The 21,113-nt window shown below is 52.3% G+C and carries 22 protein-coding genes; 9 read left to right on the top strand and 13 right to left on the bottom strand.

Translation table 11 applies throughout. The annotated features are described in order from the left end of the window. Positions 1-8: 8 nt before the first annotated feature. From L0665_RS04835 to fhcD, 10 genes are all read right to left on the bottom strand, one after another. Positions 9-995 (bottom strand): isocitrate/isopropylmalate dehydrogenase family protein, encoded by a 987-nt coding sequence (locus L0665_RS04835; RefSeq protein WP_274924571.1) that lies wholly within the window; start codon positions 993-995, stop codon positions 9-11. Continuing rightward, positions 992-1,840 (bottom strand): DUF7714 family protein, encoded by an 849-nt coding sequence (locus tag L0665_RS04830; RefSeq protein WP_274924570.1) that lies wholly within the window; start codon positions 1,838-1,840, stop codon positions 992-994. The genes L0665_RS04835 and L0665_RS04830 overlap by 4 nt, the downstream gene beginning before the upstream one ends. Beyond that, positions 1,837-2,307 carry a LeuD/DmdB family oxidoreductase small subunit gene (locus L0665_RS04825; RefSeq protein WP_274924569.1) on the bottom strand — a complete coding sequence of 157 codons (471 nt, stop codon included), beginning with the start codon at positions 2,305-2,307 and terminating at the stop codon, positions 1,837-1,839. Before L0665_RS04825 ends, L0665_RS04830 begins: the two co-directional genes overlap by 4 nt. Further along, positions 2,304-3,518 (bottom strand): 3-isopropylmalate dehydratase large subunit, encoded by a 1,215-nt coding sequence (locus L0665_RS04820; RefSeq protein WP_274924568.1) that lies wholly within the window; start codon positions 3,516-3,518, stop codon positions 2,304-2,306. Before L0665_RS04820 ends, L0665_RS04825 begins: the two co-directional genes overlap by 4 nt. Continuing rightward, entirely contained in the window at positions 3,515-4,648 is a 1,134-nt protein-coding gene (locus L0665_RS04815; RefSeq protein ID WP_274924567.1) for a homocitrate synthase family protein, read from the bottom strand. The genes L0665_RS04820 and L0665_RS04815 overlap by 4 nt, the downstream gene beginning before the upstream one ends. Beyond that, positions 4,629-5,867 (bottom strand): thiamine pyrophosphate-dependent enzyme, encoded by a 1,239-nt coding sequence (locus tag L0665_RS04810; protein WP_274924566.1) that lies wholly within the window; start codon positions 5,865-5,867, stop codon positions 4,629-4,631. The genes L0665_RS04815 and L0665_RS04810 overlap by 20 nt, the downstream gene beginning before the upstream one ends. Next, positions 5,864-6,829, bottom strand: a complete 966-nt coding sequence (locus L0665_RS04805; protein WP_274924565.1) for a radical SAM protein — start codon at positions 6,827-6,829, stop codon at positions 5,864-5,866. Before L0665_RS04805 ends, L0665_RS04810 begins: the two co-directional genes overlap by 4 nt. Then, positions 6,811-7,701, bottom strand: coding sequence for a methanogenesis marker protein 11 (mmp11, locus tag L0665_RS04800; RefSeq protein WP_274925719.1), 891 nt, complete (start codon positions 7,699-7,701; stop codon positions 6,811-6,813). The genes L0665_RS04805 and mmp11 overlap by 19 nt, the downstream gene beginning before the upstream one ends. After that, entirely contained in the window at positions 7,685-8,641 is a 957-nt protein-coding gene (locus L0665_RS04795; RefSeq protein ID WP_274924564.1) for a DUF1743 domain-containing protein, read from the bottom strand. Before L0665_RS04795 ends, mmp11 begins: the two co-directional genes overlap by 17 nt. Before the next feature lie 89 nt (positions 8,642-8,730). Beyond that, positions 8,731-9,612, bottom strand: a complete 882-nt coding sequence (gene fhcD, locus L0665_RS04790; protein ID WP_274924563.1) for a formylmethanofuran--tetrahydromethanopterin N-formyltransferase — start codon at positions 9,610-9,612, stop codon at positions 8,731-8,733. 258 nt (positions 9,613-9,870) lie between these two features. On the opposite strand from fhcD, the gene L0665_RS04785 reads away from it, so the two are divergent. Beyond that, a complete protein-coding gene (locus tag L0665_RS04785) occupies positions 9,871-10,266 on the top strand; it encodes a hypothetical protein (RefSeq protein ID WP_274924562.1) in 396 nt (131 codons plus the stop codon). Positions 10,267-10,290: 24 nt separating this feature from the next. Here the strand turns inward: L0665_RS04785 and L0665_RS04780 are convergent, their stop codons facing one another. The 3 genes from L0665_RS04780 to L0665_RS04770 are packed head-to-tail and all read right to left on the bottom strand — an operon-like array spanning position 10,291 to position 13,528. Beyond that, positions 10,291-12,153: a molybdopterin biosynthesis protein gene (locus tag L0665_RS04780; protein WP_274924561.1), complete on the bottom strand. Its 1,863-nt coding sequence runs from the start codon at positions 12,151-12,153 to the stop codon at positions 10,291-10,293. After that, positions 12,147-13,349, bottom strand: coding sequence for a molybdopterin molybdotransferase MoeA (locus tag L0665_RS04775; RefSeq protein ID WP_274924560.1), 1,203 nt, complete (start codon positions 13,347-13,349; stop codon positions 12,147-12,149). Before L0665_RS04775 ends, L0665_RS04780 begins: the two co-directional genes overlap by 7 nt. Continuing rightward, complete coding sequence (locus L0665_RS04770; RefSeq protein ID WP_274924559.1) at positions 13,346-13,528, bottom strand: hypothetical protein; 183 nt, start codon at positions 13,526-13,528, stop codon at positions 13,346-13,348. Before L0665_RS04770 ends, L0665_RS04775 begins: the two co-directional genes overlap by 4 nt. A 433-nt stretch (positions 13,529-13,961) precedes the next feature. Between L0665_RS04770 and L0665_RS04765 the strand changes: the two genes are divergently transcribed. Genes L0665_RS04765 through L0665_RS04730 form a run of 8 tightly spaced genes read left to right on the top strand, consistent with a single transcriptional unit; the run spans position 13,962 to position 21,111 of the window. Then, positions 13,962-14,237, top strand: coding sequence for an indolepyruvate ferredoxin oxidoreductase subunit alpha (locus L0665_RS04765; protein WP_274924558.1), 276 nt, complete (start codon positions 13,962-13,964; stop codon positions 14,235-14,237). 9 nt (positions 14,238-14,246) lie between these two features. Then, entirely contained in the window at positions 14,247-15,410 is a 1,164-nt protein-coding gene (locus L0665_RS04760) for a 4Fe-4S binding protein (protein WP_274924557.1), read from the top strand. 10 nt (positions 15,411-15,420) lie between these two features. Further along, on the top strand, positions 15,421-16,005 hold the full coding sequence (gene hdrC, locus L0665_RS04755) for a CoB--CoM heterodisulfide reductase subunit C (RefSeq protein WP_274924556.1): 585 nt from the start codon (positions 15,421-15,423) through the stop codon (positions 16,003-16,005). After that, a complete protein-coding gene (gene hdrB, locus L0665_RS04750) occupies positions 16,006-16,908 on the top strand; it encodes a CoB--CoM heterodisulfide reductase subunit B (RefSeq protein ID WP_274924555.1) in 903 nt (300 codons plus the stop codon). It begins immediately after the preceding gene. 12 nt (positions 16,909-16,920) lie between these two features. Beyond that, a complete protein-coding gene (locus L0665_RS04745) occupies positions 16,921-18,945 on the top strand; it encodes a CoB--CoM heterodisulfide reductase iron-sulfur subunit A family protein (RefSeq protein WP_274924554.1) in 2,025 nt (674 codons plus the stop codon). Continuing rightward, positions 18,945-19,370: a hydrogenase iron-sulfur subunit gene (locus L0665_RS04740; RefSeq protein WP_274924553.1), complete on the top strand. Its 426-nt coding sequence runs from the start codon at positions 18,945-18,947 to the stop codon at positions 19,368-19,370. The genes L0665_RS04745 and L0665_RS04740 overlap by 1 nt, the downstream gene beginning before the upstream one ends. 19 nt (positions 19,371-19,389) lie before the next feature. Continuing rightward, entirely contained in the window at positions 19,390-19,782 is a 393-nt protein-coding gene (locus tag L0665_RS04735) for a molybdopterin dinucleotide binding domain-containing protein (protein WP_274924552.1), read from the top strand. A gap of 12 nt (positions 19,783-19,794) precedes the next feature. Next, the gene (locus tag L0665_RS04730) at positions 19,795-21,111 is read left to right on the top strand and encodes a formylmethanofuran dehydrogenase subunit B (protein ID WP_274924551.1); all 1,317 of its coding nucleotides are present in this window, start codon (positions 19,795-19,797) and stop codon (positions 21,109-21,111) included. The last annotated feature ends 2 nt before the right edge of the window (positions 21,112-21,113 follow it).

Here is a 21,113-nt window from a genome sequence, read left to right as displayed (position 1 = left end):
GAAGGGAATTATCTGTGTTTGCTGTCTTCCGTAATCCGCAGGAGAGCGTCAATAACTGCGGCACCTGCCTCTTTTGTGGTTGCCTTTCCGCCAGTGTCGGGTGTGGTAATGCCTGCTTCTGCTGTCAGGCGGATGGCCTCTTCGATGAGGGTTGCCCCGGGTATATCGCCAAGGTGGGAAAGGAGCATCGCTGCCGATCGGATGGCCGCCACCGGGTTTGCGATGCCCTTTCCTGCGATATCAGGCGCACTTCCATGAACGGGTTCGAAAAGGGCGTGGGAATCCCCGATGTTTGCGCTGGGAAGCATCCCCAGTCCTCCCACGAGGTATGCCGCCGCATCAGAGAGAATATCGCCGAAGATGTTTGTGGTGACGATCACATCATAGCGTTCCGGGTGCATGAGGACATCCAGCGTCAGGGCGTCGATGAATGCGGTGGTGTATGGAACACCTTCCTCTTCTGCTGTTTTGATGCAGATGTCACGGAAGAATGCATCCGATTTGATGACATTTGCCTTGTTCCCGATGGTGAGGTGGTTCCCGCGTTCCCGTGCAATCCGGCAGGCGGCCCGTGCAATCCTTTCGCTCCCCTTCCGGGTGATGACCCTGAGGGTTGATGCCCGGTCATCTTCCTGCCATTCAATCCCGGAGTAGAGGCCTTCAGTGTTCTCCCGCACGATCATAATGTCCACTCCGTCTCCCTTGATGGGCCGAAGGTTGGCATAGAGGTCCAGTTCCTTTCGAATCTCTAAAACGACACTACGGTAATCTGCTGCAGGCGGGGTGGTAACGGCACCGAAGATGATGGCATCCGCATCCCGGAGGAGAACGATGTCATCCGGGGTGCATGCGACTCCTGTCTTCTTCCATTTTCCGTAGCCTATTTCCACCGGATAGAACTCATACTCCGGGTGAAGGAGGGAAAGGACGTCCTGTGCCACAGGGATGACTTCCTGTCCGATGCCATCCCCAACAACTACTGCAATCGAGGTCATTTATTCTCGTCCTCCCGGTTTTTCTCCGGTTCTTCCTTTGAATTCTTCTCATTCCACCCATCACAGACGGCAAAGACTGCTTCTGCGATGGTCCGTGGGGTTGCCCCCCAGTGGACAATTGATCCGTAAAATCCATTCTGAACGCCCGTGCCTGTCCGTTCCATCCGGCAGCATCGTGCGATAAATGGTTCCTGTGCTACCTTATTCGCGGGGCAGATGTCTGTCACGGAGAACGCCGCCTCCTCTCCGTAGCATTCGGCAAGCACCTGCCGTCCTGTCAGGCATCCGGCGACTGTCTCATCGCCCCGCAGCAGGTCGTTGTCAATTGTCCGTGAGAACCCTGCCGCCCGGCAGGGATATACCTCTGCTGATGTCTCCCGTATATCTGCAATGTGGTAACAGAACTGCACGTTGCATTCCTCAAATAGACCGTTTTTCTCAAGATCACGGATGGTATGAGCAAGATTCGGGCGCGGGGGTTCTGCGTCATAAACATGAATGGTGAGGAGTTCTTCATCTGACGGGTCACAGACGATGGTCATGTGTTCATCAATCCCGGTAAAGATGGTGCAAAATTTTCCTGTCTTTTGAGCCTTTTGAATGAGGTTTGTACGGTTGTGAAGGTTCATTTTTTCAGGGTACATGCATACATCCTCCTCTCCTGCAAACAAGTGTGATGATTTTATTTCCCTGAGTATCGTGCTCCCTTCTTCCGGTTCCACTTCCAGCACTTCGTACCCGGTATCGGTGCGGCATACAAGGTAACGTGAGAGGAAGTACACCCTGTTCCCCGCGGGTCTGCCTTCAGCATACCCGACTATTTTACACGCTTCCGGGAATATCATCGGTTCCTCCAGTATGGAACGAGTCCGCCTGCAGCAAGAATTTCCTGCATCCGGTCTGAAAGGGGGCGGATTGGGTGGCGCATGCCGTCTGCCTCCACCCAGCCTTCCTCTAGTGATATGGTGACGGTGCTGCCGTCTTTGCAGGTGACACCGTCACATTCGATGACCGGCAAACCGACATTGATTGCATTCCTAAAGAAGATCCGGGCAAATGAGGGGGCGATGACTGCAATAGCACCTGCCTCCCGTATGGCGACCGGTGCCTGTTCACGGGATGACCCACAGCCCATATTATTGCCTGCCACGATGATGGCCCCTTTCAGCCGGGGGGCAAGTGTCGGGTCGAGGTCTTCGAAAACATGTTCGGCCCAGACCGATGTGTCTTTCGTCCGGAGGTACCGCCCGGCGATCACAAGGTCGGTGTCGATGTCTTTTCCTATGCAGACGGCAGGACCTGAGAGGGTCATAGAGCACCCTCCGGTGAGGTGATTACGCCTTTCAGTGCACTCGCCGCAGCAGTCGCTACCGATCCAAGGTAATACTCTGCCCCGACGCCCATCCGGTTTTTGAAGTTCCGGTTGGCAGTCGAGAGGGCGGTTTCTCCTTCCCCGAGGACACCCATGTGCATCCCGAGGCAGGGGCCGCATCCTGGTGGGCCGACCATGCATCCGGCAGCGATAATGTCTGCAAGGATGCCGGTCTCTGCCGCTTTTTGCATGATGGCACGGGACGCCGGTACCACGATGGTGCGGCATGCTACCTGTTTTCCACGGACTATACGGGCAAAACGTTCCAAATCTTCATAGCGGCCGTTGGTGCAGGTGCCAACAAAGACCTGATCAAGCAGTGTACCTGCATAATCGGTCACCGGTGCTACAGTATCTACCCGGTGTGGGACTGAGAGGATGGGTTCCATGTCTGAGAGGTCAACAGAGAGTTCACGGCAGTATGTGGCATCTTCCACTTCCTGTTGTTTGATGGTGTGGCCGTACTGGGCGAGATACTTCTGTGTTGTTTTATCCGCATAGAAGAGGCCTGTCTTTGCACCGCATTCCACTGCCATGTTGCAGAGGGTGAGGCGGCCGGCCATCGAGAGTGTGGAGGCCCCGTCCCCAGTGTATTCCAGTGCACGGTAGGTGCCGCCGTCCATACCGATTTTGCCGGTGACGGAAAGGACGATGTCTTTTGCCTCACACCACGCGGGCAGACGGCTGGTAAGTTCGATATGAATTGTCTCGGGGACGCGGAACCAGGTGCTCCCCTCTGCCCAGATGGCTGCCATATCAGTTGCTCCGACGCCGGTGGAGAAGGCACCAAATGCTCCTGTCGTACAGGAATGGGAGTCCGCCCCCACGACCACTTCGCCGGGCAACACCCGTCCCTCGCTCATCAGTTGGTGGCAGATGCCGCCGCCGACATCGGTAAGAGTGAATCCTGCAGCAGCGGAAAATTCCCGTAGTTCCTTCTGGAGCGTTGCTGTATGTGAGGTGTTCGCTGGTGAAATATGGTCATAGATGATGGAGACCGTCTCCGGACGGGCTGGTTTTGGATTGCCCATCTGCCGGTATGCCTCCATTGCAAGGACACCGGTGCCGTCGTGGGCAAAGGCCCGGTCCACTTCACGATCCACGTAGCTGCCCGCGGGGCCGCCGAGGATGCGTTCGGAGAGGGTGCTCATGCCTCCTCACCCTGATCCCGTGCCTCACGCAGGAGGTTCATGAGGACCTCGTCTGTCACATTGCATTTCCCTTCAGAGATCTGCTTGACCCGGCAGAGCACCCAGTGTACCTGGTCGGGTGAGAGCGTGCATCCCTTCGAGGCTATCACGTGTTCGATTGCCTTTCTCCCGGTATGTTTCCCGAGGATATACCGGCGCTCTCTCCCAACCATCTCCGGATGGAGATATTCATAGGTATCGGGGTCGTCGAGCATTGCTGCAATATGGATGCCGCTTTCATGGGAGAAGGCATTCTTTCCGACCACCGGTTTGGTGTCCATCATTGCAATGCCGCTGCACTTCTCAACCTGTGCTGAGAGTTCGGGAAGACGGGTGAGGTCATAGCGGTCCACATCGCCTTTCAGCCGCAGGAGGACGAGCACCTCTTCGAGGCGGGCGTTTCCGGTCCGTTCGCCGATGCCGTTCACTGTGGTGTGGAGCTGAAACGCTCCGCATTCTGCTGCAGTGATGGTGTTTGCAGTGGCACACCCGAGGTCGTTGTGGCAGTGAATTGCGAGCTTGTTCGAAACCTTACTGCCTGTTTCTTTCATAAACTGCATCATTTCAACTGGCGTCAGGTACCCGAGTGTATCAGCAAAACCTGAGTATTCCGCACCATGATCTGCCCCTGCTGCATACATCTTCTGCAGAAAGGAGGGGTCAGTGCGGGATGCATCCTCTGCTGCGAATCGGACACGAATCCCGTGGTCATGGGCATAGTCAACCATTTTGAGAGCCCTCTCCAGCATCTCATCCGAAGAGCACCGGTATTTGATCCGCATATGTAGGTCAGAGGTGGCGATGAAGATGCTCACGAGATCCACTTCACAGCCGATGGCTGCGTCAATATCGCCCTGTGTGGCGCGTGCCAGACAGCAGATTTGGGCGTCAAGACCCATTCTGCAGATCTCCCGGACGCACTTGTATTCGTTCTTTGATACTACCGGAAATCCGGCCTCAATAACCTCTACTCCGGTTTCATCCAGAAGTGAGGCAATTGCCATCTTCTCTTCACAGGTGAATGACACACCGGGTGTCTGTTCACCGTCACGGAGTGTCACGTCACAAATTTCAACATTCCACGGTTTCATGGTCTTCTCCCTCGGGGCAGGGGCCCCTGATGATCACACATTTCAGCCGGTCTTCCGGCACCAGTGCAAAGCGGATGGCATCAGTGTCGGCGGAATCTGCAATCACTGGTGATGCCCATTCTATGTAAGGCAGAATATCCGGTGCCGCCTGTTTTCCGGTCATTCCAAGGACGCCGTTTTCCACAATTACGACCAGAACAGGCAGTCCCTTCTCATGGATGTCTGCAAGGGCACTCAGCCCCGAGTGCATCAGAGCATAGTCACCCATCAGCGCTACCCCGGTGCTGGTGGCTGCCACCGCAGGGGCCGATCCCAGCCCATAACCGGCAGTGCCCACTTTCCATGGGAGGTTTTTAGCGAGGAGTCCGCAACCGATGTCCAGGATGGGATGGAGTCCCAGCTCCTGCATCACCTGCAGAAGGGGGAGGTATGGACATCCCCTGCAGAACGTGCGGGCAAATCCACGTGACTGCATCGTCTCCGGTGCCCATGCCATTCCTGTCCCTTTTTTTGTGTCTTCGTCTGTTGGGGGCGAGACTGTTGAACAGGAAGGTACATGCCCTTTGTGTGGGGGGTAGACAAGGGCCGGAACAGTCTTTTTCTGTGCCCACTGCACCATTTCTCTGCGTTGTATCTCTGCTGCCTCTGTTCGGCCCCGCATGGTCAGTAACGGGTCTGCGATGGTTCCTTTTTGCTGATCCCGTGCAGAGGGGGCGCCGGGAGTCTCTGCTGAAAGGACTGCCGGCGTTACCCGCACCATTGCAATGCGTGAAAAGCGTTCTGAGGCCTGAAATGCTGTCTCTGTAACAGTGGCAAGTTCATCTGCCCCCGGGGCGAATACCGGCATCTCAGCAACCCTTCCGATACATCGCGAGTCCTGTGCATTTTGGGATCCCCTGACTTCGGTATCATCCCCGACGACGATGACAAGTCCTCCGGCAAGTCCCTGCACCGCGGCATTCATCAGGGGGTCCATACAAGCGTTCAGTCCAACGTTTTTCAGGATGACGCAGGCCCGCCTCCCGGAGACTGCATCGCCGAGTGCATACTCGAGTGCCACTTTCTCGTTTACGGTGCAGACCGCCCTGCATCTCTCTCCAAGGGAAGTCACAGGGTATCCAGGTACGGTATAAAACCGGTCCGCTGCAACCCGGAGTGCTGCAGCAAGGCATGCTTCACCTGTTTTCAGGGGATCACCGTTGTGCATGACCGGGCTCATACATCCCTCCCGGCAACGAGATCACATCCGCCACAAAGGGTGCACATGGTCTTTGCCTGTGTAGGGTCAAGGCCCGCGTTATCCAGTTCTTCCCGGGCAAATTCTGCCATCTGGAGAATACGTTCTGCTGATGGACGTGTGAGTTCTGGCAGGCCGGGTGAGGGGTTTAGAGGCCGGATTACAGGTATTACGCCTATTTCGGTCAGGCGGTGAATGCATGCTTTCATCTCGGCATCTGTCTCTCCCAGTCCGAGGATGACATTGGAGTAGACACGGTTTCTGCTGAATATGGATACAGAATCTTCCAGTATTGTCCATGTGCCCTCATAGTCGAGACCGGGGCACATCTCCCGGAAGATGGCAGAGGTTGCTGCTTCAATATTGAACTTCACTTCACATGCACCGGCGTCTTTGAGTCGTTGTGGGGTTCCGGGCACAGGATAGATGGAGACACCCACCGGAATGCCGAACTCTGCCACTGCCTGCACCATCGCTATGGCACGGGCTTCATCCTCCTCAACGGACCCTATCACCCCACTGGTGAGTGATATGGCATCAATCTCATCTGCCACCGCTGCGATCATTTTGGTGACCTCTTCTGTCGTTTTGATGTGTTTGGGAAGGGAGGGCACTGCACAGTACTGGCAGGAGAAGATACACCCCTCTGAAAGAGTGATGAATGCCTGCCGGGGGCAGTGATATACCGCCTCTTCAATAGTACCATAGACATCAATTTTTGGTCCGGTCAGATGTGCGGTGCTGTCTGCATCTGCGGTCAGCAAAAGAGGTGAGTGTTCATCAATGGAAAGCCGGATACGGCCTTCAGGTGTGGAAAAAAAGATGGAGCCCATGCCGCCTGCTCCCGGGCCTGCGGTAGACTGTTCCGGATGAAACCGGTATGTTCCTTTCAGGCGCACCGTTCCGTGCGCGAGAATCAGGGCTTTCAGGGTTCCCCATTGCATATGGACAGTGCCTCATTATACCGGGTAGCAAACGGAATCGCCGCTGCAGCACCGATGATGCCCCGCCCGTCAAGGCGGATTTCGATATGCTTACGGATTGCATTGAGGTCGTCGCGTGTTACCTCACCGCGTTTCACTTTCCATCCATATTCAGTGAGAGGTTTGGGGGAGAAACCACGGAATACTGCCATGCCCGTCTCATCTGAAAGGGTATATTTCCGGAGCAGTTCCTCAAATGCGGTTACCAGCTGTTCCGGTTCTGAAGTGGCGAATTCACATGCCACACCCACGCAGTTTTTGGTCCGGTAGGGAACCGGAAAGAGCTGGACAATAGTGTGGGAGATATAACGTGTTTCCGGGGTCTGCACCGCCTCAGCGATGTTATGTGCCAGTGTCCATGTTGCCCCCTCCTCCGGGGTATCGGTGTCGTCCACACCGATGATAACCCGTTCGCGACGGGGCAGCCAGATTTGGGCGCCCGCTTCACGCCCCCCGCCGCAGGGGTCACTCTTTGAGTGGATGACACCTGCTGCTTCTGTACGACAGATGGTGGCTCCCACACCGCCGCCGCCCACGCCGCGGTAGGTTATGCCTATCTCATCCGCAGTGACCTCAACTGCGGCAATTCCTGCCGGGAAGTAGGACCCTTCAAGGGGGAGGTCTTCAACTCCTGCAGAGAGGAGGAATCGCTGGGTGTTCCCTACCACACGGACGGACTGCACAAGGGGACTCTTCTGATAGTTATGCCCGGCCCACATCGCACCACCGGTGCAGGCAAACTCTTCGATGAGTTCTACTGTCGTGCCGTCAATGTCCGCGACTGCGCAAATTTCCGGGTATCGGATAGAATATGGATCAGAGATGTTCTCCATAGAGCCCCGCCGCTTCGATTCCTTCATTTGCCCAGAGCACCGCTCCGAGTGCTCCGATTCTTCCCTTCCCGGCACAGGTGTCGATATAGGTAATGCCAAGCCGTTTTGCCTCTGCCTCACATTCCTGCTGGTTTAAGACCTCAGTCTTTACCTTCTTCATGTAGGGTGACTCCTCCGGGAGACCGATACCGCGGTATACGGCAATGCCGGTGTCATCACTTACAGCATTCTCCTGAATAAAGTCACGCACGTAATCCAGCAGTTCATCAATTTTGTCCGGACGCACCGCGAAATTCAGGGCTGAACCCACACAGTTGGTCGTCTTGTTCGGGACTTTTGGGTTGAGTTGGATAAGGCGCATATTCAGATAGTGAATTCCCTCTATTGTGCATGCCTCAGCACACTGGCTTGCAAGCACCCAGGTGGCTCCTTCCTCTTTGGTGTCGGTGTCATCGATACCGATTGTCACCTTTTCATAGCGGGGAGTGAAAATCCTTGACCTGCTCAGGCGAGCTCCGCCAATCTTCAGGTCTTCTTCAGATTCATATTCAGTGCGTATGACGCCGGGCGCCTGCGGGAGGCATGCTGCAACACCAACGCCTGCGCCCGCGATGCCTGCCCATGATGTGACGACCTCGTCACCCTGTATCTCCACACCTTCGAGTGCCTGGCCGCCAAGTTCCTTATCTGCAGGGCCGAAACGTGCAGGATAATGACCGATTTTTGCCTGCATGGTCATCGATGTTCCCTCGACGGTGATGTCGGTGACTGCACCACCAGCACGCTTCCGGTTCATTACGTCCCATTCAATTGAGCCACGACATCGGCATTCTTCCAGAATTTCTGCCCGTCCTGCATCTTCGTCCACCATTACCAGCAGGCGTTGGGAAAAGAGGCGCCCGAACCGTTTCTGTATCTCGTCAGGTGTGTATACTATCATATATGTTTGTCACCGAAATTTTCGTTAACAGAATTATCGGCAACAAAGGTATTTAAGCAATGCGCAGTGAATCGGGAAAAAAAAGTGGTTTAGAGAATTTCTGAGAGCTGGAACTTGTACGGGCCAAGGGTGCCGCCAAAGTTTCCGGAGGTGATACGTTTGATGCCGGGCACGGTGACTGCTGCCTCAACGCCAGCCTTGGTGGCTGCTTTGATGGCATCTTCGTCAACGCCGTCAATCACAATCTCATAGATGCATGCAACACCCTCAGGGACCTTGGTGTCTTCCACCAGGTCACGGATGGTTGGGCAGAATTTCTCGTTCGTTGTTGCTACCATGAACTTGTAAGCTTTTGAGCCGACTTTTGAACCGGATGCGACAACAGGGAATGAGGTGATTGAGCCTGCGCAGGTCTTTATGGCGTCAACTGCCTTCTCTGCTGCCTCGAGTGCTGCCTCAACGGACTCTCCCATGATAAAGAAGTTGCCGCCTGCAATGCCTTTGACAATGCCGAACTCTTCCTCGCCGATGTACTCGCCGTTCATGATGGGGATAGCCCAGCACTTGCGTCCGCCGACTTCCACCTTGTGTTCGAACTTGTCGCCGAAGAAGTGGAGTTTGACGTCGATGCGTTCCTCTGCTTCAGGCATGCCGTCAAAGACTGCTGCGGTAGGTGAGGTAAGGACACACTCTGCAAGGCGCTCGACAACCTGTTCTTTCAGCTTCTTCTTGCCGCCGGTGAAGATCATGATAGCAACGCCAGGGCGTCCGTCCGGTGTCTCTTCCGGGGTGAGGATGCGCTCGATTCCTGCTTCACAGGGGCATCCGATTGCTGATGTAGCAAATCCGGTTGCTTCTGTTGCTGCGTTTACTGCCCATTTTTCATTGATTGCTGTGATAATAACACGGCATGCCCAGTTTGGGAATGCCTCTGCATACTCATCTTCGATAAAAACGCCGTTTAATTCCATATAATCCTCACGATACTAATCCAATATGTGGTGCACCTTCTTACTATAAGCTTTCTTTTTCGTAGTTATCCGCAGCAGATGACAGGTGGCCATAGGGTGTGCTGAGGGTGTGACTAATAGCATTTATCTTGGCATATTTCCTTTTATTTTTCAAAAATATTCGATTCTGCCTTTTTTAGAGCAAAAATATCTGTCCAACAAATGAGATAAGTTTAAATTTAGTGAGATGAAATCTCATATTATAGAGGAGATTGGAGCATGGGCGATTCCAGAGACGTAATGAATTCATATGTAACCCGGGACCTGAGAAAGATGTTCTCGCCGGATGAGGGATGGAATATTGAAAGACAGCCTGAGTGCGGCGGTGCATCATTTGAATATGTTGTCTCGAGGAAGCGCTTTGGCAAAACCGCATACTACCCTGTAGATGTCAGCATGGAAGCAGCTGTCTCTGCGGAAAAGGCTTGTATGATACAGCAGCAGTGTGAGGCGGCTCGCGAGGCAGGAGTGGCAATTGAACCACTGATGCTTTTTGTGCCAACCGGTGCAGATGTTACTGCAGCACCTGCTGATATCATGATCAAATACCTGAAAGTGCTCAAAGTTGAGGACGGACAGGTCATCTGGTGGAAGAAGGCTCTTCCTGCAGAATAATTTTTTTCAAAAATCAAACATTTTTCAGGGAATTCTTCTGATTTTCCCTGTTTCTTCTGTGCGGTATCCACCAAGACGGCGCAGTGTCTCTTTGAAAGCATCTGATGCCACCGTATCAAAGAGCATCCTTACTTCAGGCATAGACTCATAGGTCGTTGTCCGCGTCACCAGTTCGTAGCGTTCTGTTCCGATGGGAGTGAACGCAAGCCCAAGAGCCTTTGCCGCACTGTATACCCCAATGCCTGCTTCTGCCTCTCCTGATCGTACGGCAAGAGCCACGGCAAGATGGGTGGTTGCCTCACGGTCGTATCCTGTGATATTTTTGGAGTCAATTCCCTTCTCTTTCAGGAGATGATCGAAGAGAATACGTGTTCCTGATCCCTTCTGGCGGTTAACGAATCGTTTGTCTGTGAGTTCATCAAACGTGATTGGTTCAGATGCAATGATTCCCTGTTCGCGTTCAGCCCCACATATGAGGGTGAGTGGCGTATTTGGCAGGTATTTTTCTAAGTAACGGGTATTGTAGGTGCCGTCATCTGCAAGAAGGTGCATTGGTGCTGCATGACAGGTTCCCTGTTTTAGAGAAAGTACTCCACCCATGCTGCCGGTATGGGTAGGGTGAAGAGTTATTGCATGTTTCTGGAGCATGTCGCCGAGGTAGTCAATACATGGGTCATGGCTGCCGGTGATGAGGAGGGATTCTGCAGCAACAGACCGGGGCACCATCAGGGTTGCCAGTACTTCCTCACCAGTCACCACTCCCTCTTTTCGTGCGGGAACCTTCATGTAGGCATTGGCACGGACTGCACTCATCTGCACCCCGGCGCCGCGTGACTGGGGAACGGCCACCCATTGCCCATCGACTTTCCCTATGGAGAGCAGGACAAATTCGTCCGTTCCTCCTGCTGAATCCAGACGTGTGGAGAAGATGGCAGGGATGGTCTCTGCGACTGGTGGCTGCAGGCCATATGCACCCATTATCGGTCTGACAAATTCACGGATGATGGTGTATGCAGCGAGCGGGTATCCGGGTGTGCCGATGACGGGTTTTCCTTCAATGGCGCCAATGATAACCGGGCGTGCCGGCTTGATGGCGACACCGTGGATAAACACCTCGCCAAGATCTTCAATGATAGATGCTGTGTAATCACGTGTTCCTTTGGAGGAACCGGCAGAGATGATGAGTATATCATTTTCTTTGATGCCTCGCATGACTGCGTCACGGATCTGCTCGGGTTCATCCGCCACGATGCCATAGTGGGTTGGTCTGGCACCGAGGTCGCGGAGGTATGCGGCGGCCATCTGCATGTTGCTCTCGATAACCTGGCCGACTTTCGGCCGGGAACCAACAGGCACCAGTTCACTCCCGGTTGCAATGAGCCCTGCCCGCACAGTTCGCACAGGTACTTCTGTAACCCCATATGCTGCCAGTGCACCGATTTCATGAGGGCGGATGCGGTGTGACGAAGGGATAATCATCTCTGATTCGCCAATGTCTTCTCCTACCGGCCGGATGTGCTGCCAGGGGGCGGCTGCCTTGCGGATGATATAGTCGCTCTCCCCTATCTCCTCCACATCTTCGATCATGATGACTGCATCATATTGTGACGGGACCATGTTGCCGGTATTGACCCGCAGAAACTCGCGGAGTATCACCGGCCTCTGCTCTCCGGCACCTGTTGTATCCTGACTCTTCACTGCAATTCCATCCATCGCAGAGAGGTGAACCGGTGGAACAGATTGCCGGGTGAATACCGGTGCTGCAGTCACTCTCCCTGATGACTCAGAGATGGGTATTTCCTCTATTGTGGGTATGAATGAAAATAATGAAAGTGTTTTTCTCAGGGCTTCGTCCAGGGAAATCAGTTCGAGATATCGTGTTACCACAGGATCACCTCAACTTCTGCACCCTTTTCATACCCTTCCCTTCCATCCGGGATCCGGAGTAGCCCACTGCTTTCAATGAGTGTATTGGTGAGACCGGATTTTCCGAAGAGTGGATATGCATCCCGACCCTCAAGCCTGACACGTATATAATCCTCCCGTCCGCGTGCAGACGGGATGGGGGAAGCACAGCGGGCAGGCACTGTTATGCGGGTGACTTCACTCCCGGTCATGGCAGCGATGAGTACGTCACAAAGTGCCACCAGGACCACATAGGCGGAGGCTGGGTGGCCGGGGAGACCCATGACCGGGACATCATCAATAGTTCCGATAATGGTTGGTTTGCCGGGTGCGAGGGATATGCCATGTGCATGAACCGTGCCGAGGTCTGCAAGGATAGCAGCACACATGTCCCGTTCTCCTTTGGAGCTGCCGCCGGAGATGCAGACAAGGTCGCACTCGGCGACCGCCTGTCTGATGGCCTCTTCGAGGGGATCGCGTTCGTCAGGGATTATGCCATAGATGCGAGGGATGAGCCCCCGTGTTTGTGCATACCCGCGGCAGAGGTACGTGTTCACGTCCCTTATCTCTCCGGGTCCGGGTGTTTTATCCGGGCTGATGAGTTCATTGCCGGTGCTGATTATCCCTATAACCGGTTTTCTGCGTACCGGCACAGTGGTGATGCCGAGTGCACCCATGACACCAAGGTCACGGGAGGACAGGCGCCTGCCTGCCGGAAACACCAGATCATTCTTCTGAAAATCATCTCCCCTGAGTGTGAGGTTTTCCCCTGATGCGACTGCCCGGTAGACGAGGACCTCGTTCCCTGATTCCTCTGCATACTCTATCATTGCAGCGGCATCAGCACCATCCGGGATTACCGCACCTGTCGGGACATATCTACATTCACCTGGTGCGACATGTCCTGCATCTCCTTCTCCCATCCCGACGCGACCGGTGATGGTGAGCATGGCAGGCATTGCCTCCCCTGCACCAATGGTATCTGCTGCACGGATAGCGTATCCGTCCACAACTGTTCGTGTAAAACCGGGAATATCCTCTTCTGCCGTGGCCGACCGAGAGAGTACTCTGTCGTATGCGTCCTGAAGAGGTACTGCCTCTTCCTCCATGGATGGTGCAATCTTCCGGAGTATCTCTTCAGCTTCTGAAACGGGGATCAGCTCAAGAAAAATGCTCATTTGAAACAGCCCAACTGGCAGCCCCTGATTTTGACCCTGGGGTCACGGCTGTTGCAGTAGCGGGCAATGGCTTTTTTTGAAATGTCATATTTTTCAGAGATCTCGAATGCCTGCATACAGGTAATCTCATTTTCAATGGCGTATTCTTTGAATATTATTGCCAAGTCGTCTGTTGTCATGCTATCATAACGTAGTCTCTCATTAAAATTAGGTTTACTGTGTGGAAATGTCAGTGTGCGGATATTATTTTTTGTGAAAGAATATTTTATTCTGCAATTGAGCATTAAAATTTAGAATTCTGAATTTTGGTTTGTATAATCTGGAATAAATGGGAATATCGCTTAAAAACAGGGCTTTAACGGTTGAAAGAGAACTGTTGGAAAATCAGTAAGATATAAGAAAATGTGTGTGTATTTTTTGTGATTATTAATGGTGGGTGTGCTCATCAAAAATTAATGTAATAATATTAATTTTTTCCTGTTGTAAATGTTTTTTATCAGAAAATACGGGTTTTGCTTCGTTTTTTTGAAAGCGTTCCACTTCAATACCTTTATCTATTCTATTCAACAACTTTTTCTGTAATTGATTTGATCGATACTGGTGCGTGAAACCATGGCATTTGCATTGCATATTAACATGGAGCGGTGTACCGGTTGTAACGCATGTGTGGTTGCATGTCCTGTCGATGCACTGGAGCTGTTTACAGTTGATCCAGTGACCGACGAGAAGATCTACCAGGTGAAGAATGGCAAAGCCATTGTTCTCGATGTAGATCACGAACTCTGCGCCGGGTGTGGCGTATGTGTTGAGGCATGTCCATTTAATGTGATACGGCTGGCAGGACCGTGGGATACGAAATCCAAATCCCTGGCAGAAGGTATGGAGTGAGGTTTAAACATGGATACATTCTTCCCGAAATTCTCCAAAAAGAGAGACGGTGTTAACGTTATTATGGAGCAGAAGCTCCTGACGAGCGTGAGCAACCTAATTCTGAACGGACAGACATGTACCGGATGCGGAATCTGTGCAGAATCCTGTCCGGAGGAAGCAATCAGTCTTGGACTGGTAGGTGCTGTCCGTCGTGGTGTAGTTGACTATGCAGAACCCATTAACATTGATGAGAAGAAGTGCTCATATTGTGGTGTCTGCGTTGTTATGTGCCCGTTCAACTCCCTGACTCTCAAAGTTGACGGCGAGGAAGCTCTTCCGATTATCGAACGTGAAGGGTTCCCTGAATATGATATGGTTACAAAGATTGACCAGGACAAGTGTGTCCGCTGTACCATCTGTGAGGACGTCTGTCCCCGCGATGCAATCAGCCGTGAAGTCCCTGCATTTGAGGGAACGGTTGATGGAGCACTTGAGAAGCAGTCAGTACTTGCAGCAAAGACCACTTTCACCGTTGATGATGAAAAGTGTACTCGCTGTGGTATCTGTTCAGAACTGTGTCCGGCAATTGACGTGAAGCGCAAACCGTTCTCCGCAGAGTTCGGTGCAGTCGTGGGCGATGTTGTCTGGGACGAGAAGCTTTGCGATGCCTGTCAGGTTTGTGTTGAGGCATGCCCTGAAGAGGCAATCACTGTTGAGAGGACAGTTGAATCTGCAAAGCTTGCAGGTAAGGTCGAAATAATTGAAGAGAACTGCTGTACCTGCCGCTGGTGTGACATTAACTGTCCCGCTGAGGCAATTACCGTTGAGAAGATCTTTGAAGGCGACATTGAATTCAATGCAGAAAAGTGCCCATCCGGGTGTTCCACCTGTGTTGAAGTCTGTCCTGCAAACGCAATCTATCTCCCTACCCCGAAAGCCGCAAAGGACATGAAGGGCGAGATTGAGCCTGTAATTGCAGTCAATAAAGACTTCTGTATTCTCTGTGGTGCGTGTGTGAATGCATGCCCTGGTGAGGATATCATTACACTGACACGGACTAATATCCGTGTGAAGGGTAAGGAGACTGATCTCTTCCTGAGAATCAAGGACAAACTCTGCACTCCGCGCACCTCTATGGTAAAAGAGGCCGCAAAGGACGAGGTTGAACTCAAGATGATGGAAACCGCGTGAGGAAAAGGATATGGCAAGAGTAAAAGATTACGGCAATGCCGAACTGGAAGAGAAACTCCAGGATACGAGTTATTATGCTGATGATGCAAATCCTCAGTTTCTCGAAGATGTGAAGAAACTTAGTCGTACGGCTGCTAATATGTGCTTCCAGTGTGGAACATGCACAGGTTCATGTCCGTCAGCACCCCGCAGTTCGTATCGGATTCGTCTCTTCATGAGAAGAGGGGTACTTGGGCTCGAGAAAGAGGCCCTCAATGATCCGGACCTGTGGCTCTGTACCACCTGTTATTCGTGTACAGACCGCTGCCCACGTGACCTTGCACCAACTGATGTAATCATGGCAATGAGGAACCTTGCGTTTAAAGTAGATATTGTGCCACGCAACTTCCTCAAGACCGTGCAGTTGATCTATAAGACCGGACATGGTGTGCCCAATAATGATGTCAACAGGGCAGCCCGTGTAAAGCTCGGTCTGCCGGCAGACCCGCCAACGACACACAGTTATCCCGAATTTATTCCGGGAATTCAGAAGATCATGGATTTCTACAAGATGAAAGAGAATGCAGACCGGATTCTCTCCGAGGGGGAACAGTAAATGTCAGGAAATATGCGTCAGTACGCGTTCTTCCTTGGTTGTATTGCACCAAACCGGTATCCCGGATGTGAAGCAGCAGCTATTAAGACAAGTGAAAAGCTTGGTATTGAACTTCTGCCACTGAAAGGCGCAAGTTGCTGTCCTGCACCTGGTGCATTCGGTGCCATTGACCTGAAGGTCTGGTATGCACTTGCAGCACGTAACCTCGTGCTTGCAGAAGAGATGAATATGGACATCACGCTCATCTGTAATGGGTGTTACAAGTCTATCTGGGAAGTTAATCACATCCTTAAGCACAACGATGAACTCCGTGATGGTGTGAACGAAGTGCTTGCGGAAGTCGATATGGAATTCAAGGGTTCCATTGATGTCTGGCACCTGATTGAGCTTTATTACGATGAGAAGATCTGTGGTGTTGAGAAGGTTCGTGCGAGCGTTACCCGTCCACTTACCGGAACAAAGATTGCACCACATTATGGATGCCACCTGCTCAAACCCAAGAAAGAGCGCCATTTTGGTGACACTGAGAACCCCATGTGGTTTGAGGAACTTATCGATGCACTGGGAGCGGAATCCGTTCAGTACCGCAACAAAATGCAGTGCTGTGGTGCCGGTGGTGGTGTTCGTGGATTCGATCTGACTCACTCACTGGATATCACCAATGAGAAACTGATTAATGTACAGGAAGTCGGAGCGGATGCAATCACTGAGTTCTGTCCATTCTGCCAGCTTCAGTACGACCGTGGTCAGGTTGAGATTGCGGAGAAATTTGGTCAGGTCTATGACCTTCCGGTTCTTCACTACAACGAACTCCTTGGTCTTGCACAGGGCATGACTCCTCAGGAGCTTGCTCTTGATCTGCATGCTGTTGACTGCAAAACATTCTTGGAGAAGATCCTTTGAGAGGTGAAATAAATGGCTGAAACTAAAGAAGAATCAAGAATTGGCGTGTTTATTTGTCACTGCGGTACAAACATCGCAGGGTCCCTTTCTGTTGAGGATGTCAAAGAGTACGCAAAAACGCTCGATGGTGTTGTTGTCGCAGATGACTACCAGTATATGTGTTCAACCCCGGGACAATCAAAAATCATCGACGCAATCAAAGAGCACAACCTGAATGGTGTTGTTGTTGCGGCATGTTCGCCACGTCTCCACGAGCCGACATTCCGTACTGCAACAGAGGAAGGTGGACTGAATAAGTTCCGTTTCGAGATGGCAAACATCCGGGATCAGAACTCATGGGTTCACATGCATGACTGGGAAGGAGCAACCAATAAGGCAAAGGACCAGGTCCTCATTGCTGTTGCAAAAGCCCGTATGCTTGAAGACCTCCAGCCAAAGAGTGTGCCTGTGGAACACGCTGCACTTGTTCTTGGAGCTGGTGTCGGCGGTATGCAGGCTGCACTTGATCTTGCAGGCGCAGGAATCAAGACCTACCTTGTTGAGAAACTCCCGACTGTCGGCGGACGAATGTCCCAGCTTGACAAGACCTTCCCGACACTTGACTGTTCACAGTGTATCCTGACACCTAAGATGGTGGATGTCGGTCGTCACCCCAATATTGAACTCAGGACATACACTGAAGTTGAAAAGGTTGAAGGCTACATCGGTAACTTCACAATTACCCTCCGGAAAAAAGCACGTGGTGTTCTGACACCCGCTGAAGCATTAGAACGTGGCATTGTCGGTGGTGGCTGTAACGGCTGTGGTGACTGTTCTGAAGTATGTCCTGTCATCAAACCGAATCCGTTCGAGATGGGCATGGCACCCCGTAAGGCAATCTACATCTATCACCCACAGGTTATGCCTCTGCTGTACACCGTTGACTTCGACTCCTGTGTGAAGTGTGGTCTCTGTGTTGAGGCATGTGGTCCGGAGAAACGTGCAATTGACCTTGACAGTGTCGACACCTTTGAGGAAATAAAAGTAGGTACCTGCATTCTCGCCATTGGGTATGATCTCATCCCAATCGAGGAGAAGAAGGAATGGGGATACAAACAGTTTGACAATGTTATTACCGGTCTTGAATTCGAGCGCCTCATCTGTGCATCCGGTCCAACTACTGGTCACCTGATTCGCCCGTCCGATGGGCAGACTCCGATGAAAGTTGGATTTGTGCTCTGTGCAGGTTCCCGTGACAATACAGGCGGCGTTGCAAAGCCCTACTGTTCACGTTTCTGCTGTATGTATTGCCTGAAACACGCTCACCAGATCATGGAAAAGATTCCTGGTGCAGTGCCCTACCTCTTCTACATGGATATCCGTGCGTTTGGAAAGATGTATGAGGAGTTCTACTACCGTATCCAGAATGAGGGTGCAAAGTTCATCCGTGGCCGTGTGGCAAACATTCTGGAAGACCCTATTACAAAGAACCTCATGGTCTACGCAGAAGACACGCTTCTTAGCAGGCCTGTCGCTATGGAGATGGATATGGTCGTTCTTGCTGCAGCAATTCAGCCAAAACCTGAAGCAGAGAAGATCCGCCAGATGTTCGGTGTTTCAAAGTCCCAGGATGGCTGGCTTCTTGAAGCTCACCCGAAACTTAACCCGTGTGGCACTACCACCGCAGGTATTTATCTTGCTGGTGTCTGCCAGGGACCAAAGGATGTCCCTGACACCGTCGCACAGGCAGAGGGTGCAGCATCCGCAGCATCAATTCCAATTCACACCGGAGAAGTTCAGCTTGAGCCGTACTTTGCACAGTGTATTGACAGTCTCTGTGCTGGCTGTGGTATGTGCGTCAATCTCTGTCCATATGGTGCACTCGCACTTGTAGAGAAGGATGGCCGCACAGTGATGGAAGTCACTGAAGCAAAGTGTAAGGGCTGTGGTACCTGCGGAGGATTCTGTCCTGGCGGTGCAATTAAGATGCAGCACTTCACTTCACCACAGATCTGTGCTCAGATTGATGCATTCCTGCTTAAAGGAGAGGATTACTAATGACAGATGAGAACTGGAACCCAAAAATTATTGCAATCATCTGTAACTGGTGTTCATACGCAGGTGCAGACCTTGCTGGTGGTGCCCGAATTCAGTATCCGCCTGATGTCCGTGCCATTCGTGTGATGTGCACCGGCCGTGTTGATCCGCTCTTCATCATGAAGGCGTTCCAGGATGGTGCAGACGGAATGCTGATCTCAGGGTGCCACTTTGGTGACTGCCACTACCTTGAGGGCAACTACAAGTGCGCAAAGCGCATGTTCCTCGTGAAGAACCTCCTGAAGAATATCGGTCTTGATGACAAACGTCTGAGAATGACCTTCGTCTCTGCATCTGAGGGTGGAAAGTGGGGAGCAGTCATGACAGATGTTGTCAATACGGTCAAAGAACTTGGCCCAAGCCCGATCAAGAAATACCAGAGATAACTGAATCGGAGATGAAGGTGTGGCAGCTATTCAGATAAACCTGATTTCAGGTAGGACGATCCAGCAGGGCGTCGCGATGGAAAGTGGCAAGGAGAAGCCTGCCTATCGCGATGCATGCGGGATCCTCGAACTCGATGACGCTGAATTTAAGCGTCTCGGGATCTTTAAGAACACGAACGTTCGTGTCTCCAGTGAGTTTGGAACCGTTGTGGTCAAAGCAATTGGCGCAACCCAGGGCCCGCACCCCGGGCTTGGGTGGATTCCCATGGGACCATGGGCCAATGCACTTGTTGACCCCAACACCTACTCCACCGGGATGCCAACATTCAAGGGCACCCCAGTTACGGTTGATGTTGCTGAGAATGAAACGGTCCTTGACGCCATTGCTCTGATTACAGAGGAGTGCTTATAGGCGGTGTGAAAGATGGCTAAAATAGTAACAGATGTCGTCTGCCCGTTCTGCGGGACGCTCTGCGATGATCTCGAGGTGGCCCTTTCCGATGATGGAAAGGAGATCCTTGAGGTGTACAATGCCTGTGCAATTGGAGCAACAAAGTTTCTCCATTCCCAGGCATCAGATCGCCTAACCCGCCCCCAGAAGAAGCAGGAAGACGGCTCCTGGAAAGAAGTAACGTATGATGAAGCAGCCGACTATACTGCAAAGATGCTTGTTGATGCCAAGAAGCCACTAATGTATGGCTGGTCATCTACGAGTTGCTCTGCGCAGGGTGTCGGAGCTGAGATCGGTGAGGAAGTAGGTGCATGTATGGACAATACTGCAACAGTATGTCATGGCTCGACCCTGATTGCTGTGCAGGATGTTGGTGTACCTTCAGCAACCCTTGGTGAAATTGCAAACCGTGCAGACCGTGTGGTATTCTGGGGCTGCAACCCCGCACATGCCCACCCGCGTCACATGTCGCGGTACTCAATATTCCCCCGTGGTTTCTTCACCGGCAAAGGATCAAAGTCAAGACAGATGATCGTGGTTGATCCACGAAACACTGACACCGCCAAGATGGCAGATGTACATCTCCAGCTTGAGCAGGGTCATGACTATGAACTCCTGAGCGCTATCCGTGTCGCCATCCGTGGTGAAAAACTACCGGATGTTGTTGCAGGCATATCAAAAGAGCAGATCTACGAAGTTGCAGATACGCTCAAATCCGGTCGTTTTGCAGTAATCTTCTTCGGTATGGGTGTGACCCACTCACTCGGAAAGAACCACAACATCGACATTGCAATTTCGGTCACCCGTGACCTCAATGACTACACGAAAGCAGCCATCGTACCGATGCGGGGCCATTACAATGTGACCGGCTCCGGACAGGTCTGGGGATGGCAGTTCGGTTTCCCGTTCTGTCTTGACCTGACCCGTGGATTTGCCCGGTATAACCCTGGTGATTCATCCTCTAACGATCTGCTTGTCCGTGATGAACTGGATGCAGTGTTTGTCCTTGGGTCTGACCCGGGTGCACACTTCCCGGTTCGTTCCGTGAAGAAGATTGCACAGCTCCCATCTGTCTGTATCGACCCACACATCACCCCGACATCTGCAGTATCAAAGATGCATGTGCCGGTGGCATTTGTGGGCGTTGAAGTCGGTGGATGTGCATATCGTATGGACAATGTCCCAATCGAGACTAAAAAAGTTGTTGAACCTCCTGAAGGTATGCTCACTGATGAGGAATTCCTCCAGCTGGTTCTCAATCGTGTACGGGAACTGAAGGGGGCAGCATAATC

Source organism: Methanogenium marinum (assembly GCF_028912405.1).
GTDB classification, from domain to species: Archaea; Halobacteriota; Methanomicrobia; order Methanomicrobiales; family Methanomicrobiaceae; genus Methanogenium; species Methanogenium marinum.
Note: the sequence above shows the minus strand (reverse complement) of the source record. Positions and strands in the feature narration are given on the sequence as shown.

Excerpts from the sequence above, each read along its gene's own strand:
- L0665_RS04835 (WP_274924571.1), bottom strand. The coding sequence starts at position 995 with ATGACCTCGATTGCAGTAGTTGTTGGGGATGGCATCGGACAGGAAGTC.
- L0665_RS04830 (WP_274924570.1), bottom strand. The coding sequence starts at position 1,840 with ATGATATTCCCGGAAGCGTGTAAAATAGTCGGGTATGCTGAAGGCAGA.
- L0665_RS04825 (WP_274924569.1), bottom strand. The coding sequence starts at position 2,307 with ATGACCCTCTCAGGTCCTGCCGTCTGCATAGGAAAAGACATCGACACC.
- L0665_RS04820 (WP_274924568.1), bottom strand. The coding sequence starts at position 3,518 with ATGAGCACCCTCTCCGAACGCATCCTCGGCGGCCCCGCGGGCAGCTAC.
- L0665_RS04815 (WP_274924567.1), bottom strand. The coding sequence starts at position 4,648 with ATGAAACCGTGGAATGTTGAAATTTGTGACGTGACACTCCGTGACGGT.
- L0665_RS04810 (WP_274924566.1), bottom strand. The coding sequence starts at position 5,867 with ATGAGCCCGGTCATGCACAACGGTGATCCCCTGAAAACAGGTGAAGCA.
- L0665_RS04805 (WP_274924565.1), bottom strand. The coding sequence starts at position 6,829 with ATGCAATGGGGAACCCTGAAAGCCCTGATTCTCGCGCACGGAACGGTG.
- mmp11 (WP_274925719.1), bottom strand. The coding sequence starts at position 7,701 with ATGGAGAACATCTCTGATCCATATTCTATCCGATACCCGGAAATTTGC.
- L0665_RS04795 (WP_274924564.1), bottom strand. The coding sequence starts at position 8,641 with ATGATAGTATACACACCTGACGAGATACAGAAACGGTTCGGGCGCCTC.
- fhcD (WP_274924563.1), bottom strand. The coding sequence starts at position 9,612 with ATGGAATTAAACGGCGTTTTTATCGAAGATGAGTATGCAGAGGCATTC.
- L0665_RS04785 (WP_274924562.1), top strand. The coding sequence starts at position 9,871 with ATGGGCGATTCCAGAGACGTAATGAATTCATATGTAACCCGGGACCTG.
- L0665_RS04775 (WP_274924560.1), bottom strand. The coding sequence starts at position 13,349 with ATGAGCATTTTTCTTGAGCTGATCCCCGTTTCAGAAGCTGAAGAGATA.
- L0665_RS04770 (WP_274924559.1), bottom strand. The coding sequence starts at position 13,528 with ATGACAACAGACGACTTGGCAATAATATTCAAAGAATACGCCATTGAA.
- L0665_RS04765 (WP_274924558.1), top strand. The coding sequence starts at position 13,962 with ATGGCATTTGCATTGCATATTAACATGGAGCGGTGTACCGGTTGTAAC.
- L0665_RS04760 (WP_274924557.1), top strand. The coding sequence starts at position 14,247 with ATGGATACATTCTTCCCGAAATTCTCCAAAAAGAGAGACGGTGTTAAC.
- hdrC (WP_274924556.1), top strand. The coding sequence starts at position 15,421 with ATGGCAAGAGTAAAAGATTACGGCAATGCCGAACTGGAAGAGAAACTC.
- hdrB (WP_274924555.1), top strand. The coding sequence starts at position 16,006 with ATGTCAGGAAATATGCGTCAGTACGCGTTCTTCCTTGGTTGTATTGCA.
- L0665_RS04745 (WP_274924554.1), top strand. The coding sequence starts at position 16,921 with ATGGCTGAAACTAAAGAAGAATCAAGAATTGGCGTGTTTATTTGTCAC.
- L0665_RS04740 (WP_274924553.1), top strand. The coding sequence starts at position 18,945 with ATGACAGATGAGAACTGGAACCCAAAAATTATTGCAATCATCTGTAAC.
- L0665_RS04730 (WP_274924551.1), top strand. The coding sequence starts at position 19,795 with ATGGCTAAAATAGTAACAGATGTCGTCTGCCCGTTCTGCGGGACGCTC.